At 59.3% G+C, this 2,904-nt stretch carries 2 protein-coding genes; both read left to right on the top strand.

The genetic code is table 11. From position 1 onward, the window contains the following. Positions 1-37: 37 nt before the first annotated feature. Positions 38-1,510, top strand: a complete 1,473-nt coding sequence (amn, locus tag AAAB16_RS24425) for an AMP nucleosidase (protein WP_340665680.1) — start codon at positions 38-40, stop codon at positions 1,508-1,510. Positions 1,511-1,815: 305 nt separating this feature from the next. Continuing rightward, the coding region (locus AAAB16_RS24420; protein ID WP_340665679.1) for a cytochrome ubiquinol oxidase subunit I at positions 1,816-2,904 on the top strand (1,089 nt) is incomplete at its 3' end.

Here is a 2,904-nt window from a genome sequence, read left to right as displayed (position 1 = left end):
AGATAGAGCCATGCACGTCCAGACAGGAAGGCCGATCGTGACCAGCACCAGTGAGAATTTTGTTGTTGCCTATACCCCGGAAGAGGCCGTGGAGCGTCTTGCTGCGCTGCACCAACAAGCCGTCGATGGCCTAAGCCAAGCGCTTAAGGCCTACCTCAAGGATCGGATCAAACCCGACCCCAAGCAGCGTGACTGCTTCTGCTACCCCGAATTGCGCCTGACCTACGACACCCAGGGCGAAGTGCCGACCACCGTGCGCGCCTACGCCAAGGTGCAGGTGCCTGGCACCTATAGCGTCACCGTTACCCACCCGGCGGCCTTTCGTAAATACCTGCTTGAGCAACTGCGCCCGCTGATGAACGACTTCACCGTAAAGGTGGAAGTGGGCATGAGCCAGCAGAACATTCCCTACCCCTATGTGGTGGAAGGCGGTGATGAACTGGCCGGCTCCGGCGTGACGGCCGCCGAGTTGTCGCGGGTGTTCCCCAGCACCGATTTGTCGGCGGCCACCGATGGCATCGCCGATGGTCTGTATGACTGGCAGAACATCGACCCGCTGCCGCTGGCGCTATTTGACGCCGCGCGCGTCGACTTCTCCCTGCGTCGCCTGGTGCATTACACCGGCAGCGACTGGCGTCATGTGCAGCCGTGGATTCTGCTGACCAACTACCACCGCTACGTTGACCAATTTATCCGCCATGGTCTGGCGCAACTGCGCGACGACCCACGCTATGTGCGCATGGTGTTGCCGGGCAACGTCATCATTGAACGCGGCACCTCCGAGGAAGACGCCCAAGCAGTGGCCGATGCCGTGGTATGGCACCGTTACCAGATGCCGGCCTATCACCTGATCGCCGCCGATGGCCACGGCGTGACCCTGGTGAATATCGGCGTCGGTCCGTCCAACGCCAAGAACATCACTGACCACCTGGCGGTGCTGCGTCCGCATTGCTGGTTGATGATTGGTCACTGCGGCGGCCTGCGCCAGTCGCAGACCATCGGCGACTACGTGCTGGCCCACGCCTATATGCGCCGCGACGGCATTCTTGATCGTGTGGTGCCGCCGAATATTCCGATTCCAGCCTTGGCTGAGGTGCAGCTGGCGCTGCAAGAGGCGGCGGCTACTGTCACCGGTGAGCGCGGTGAGGCGCTGAAACGGCGGCTGCGTACCGGCACCGTACTGACCTACGACGACCGCAACTGGGAGCTGCGTTGGGCGCAGGAGCGGCCGTTGATCAACCTGTCACGCGCCGTGGCGGTGGATATGGAAAGCGGCACCATCGCCGCCCAGGGTTATCGCTTGCGGGTGCCTTACGGCACGTTGCTGTGTGTGTCGGATAAGCCACTGCATAGCGAAATCAAACTGCCGGGCGCGGCGGGTGTTTTTTATGAGCGCGCGGTTAGTCAGCATTTGATGATCGGCATTGCTGCCCTTGATCTGATGCGCACGCAACTCGATTCCCTGCACTCGCGCAAACTGCGCAGCTTTGACGAGCCGCCGTTCCGCTAAGCAGCGCAGTTACACAGCGGCCTTCTTACCCCGTGCGGGAGAGAAGGCCGCCATTGCTCGTGCCAATGCCCTCTTCACAAAGCGCGCCAACCTGTCGCGCGACAATCGACCACAGTAATCGGTCTACGCTTAAGCGTTAGGCTTTGACCCACGTCAGTACCCTCTTGCGTGCTGCGTGCGGGCCCCGCTGCCCATCTTTGTGTTGGCCGCCATAACAATAATTTCCTGAACCGATTGCTGATTTCCGGGGCTAACCCTAGGCCTGGAAAACGCTCGATGACTGTTTTTGCTGATGAGGAATATCCATGTTTGGCTTAGAGGCGCTGGATCTGGCGCGAATGCAGTTCGCGTTCACCATTTCCTTTCACATCATTTTTCCGGCGATCACCATCGGTCTGGCGAGTTACCTGGCGGTGCTCGAAGGTTTGTGGCTGAAGACCAATGACGAAACCTACCGCGACCTTTACCACTTCTGGTCGAAGATCTTCGCGGTCAACTTCGGTATGGGTGTGGTCTCGGGCCTGGTCATGGCCTATCAGTTCGGCACCAACTGGAGTGCGTTCTCCGACTTTGCCGGGGCAATCACCGGACCGCTGTTGACCTACGAGGTGCTCACGGCGTTTTTCCTCGAGGCCGGCTTCCTCGGCGTGATGCTGTTTGGTTGGAACCGCGTCGGCCCGGGCCTGCACTTTTTCTCGACGGTCATGGTGGCCATCGGCACGCTGATTTCCACGTTCTGGATTCTGGCCTCCAACAGCTGGATGCAAACTCCGCAGGGGCACGCCATCGTTGATGGTCGGGTGATTCCAGTCGACTGGTTTGCGGTGATTTTTAACCCCTCATTCCCTTATCGCTTGCTGCATATGTCCACTGCCGCGTTTCTGGCCACGGCGTTTTTCGTTGGGGCATCAGCGGCTTGGCATTTGCTGCGCAAAAAAGACAACCCGGCCATTCGCCGGATGTTGTCGATGGCTATGTGGATGGCGCTGATTGTTGCGCCGATTCAAGCGGTGATTGGCGACTTCCACGGCCTCAACACCCTTAAGCATCAGCCGGCAAAAATTGCCGCCATCGAAGGCCACTGGGAAAACGTCGGCAACGAGCCGACGCCGCTGATTCTCTTCGGTTGGCCGGATATGAAAGCCGAAAAGACCCGTTTTGCCGTAGAGATTCCCTACCTCGGCAGCCTGATCCTGACCCACAGCCTGGACAAACAAGTACCGGCGCTCAAAGAGTTCAAGCCAGAAGACCGGCCCAACTCCACCATCGTGTTCTGGTCATTCCGCGTTATGGTCGGCCTGGGCTTGTTGATGATCTTCGCCGGCGTGTGGAGCCTGTGGCTGCGTTTTCGTGGAAAGTTGTATGAGTCCCGCCCCTTCTTGTACCTGACGTTA

The organism is Pseudomonas sp. (genome assembly GCF_037994325.1).
GTDB lineage: Bacteria > Pseudomonadota > Gammaproteobacteria > Pseudomonadales > Pseudomonadaceae > Aquipseudomonas.
Note: the sequence above shows the minus strand (reverse complement) of the source record. Positions and strands in the feature narration are given on the sequence as shown.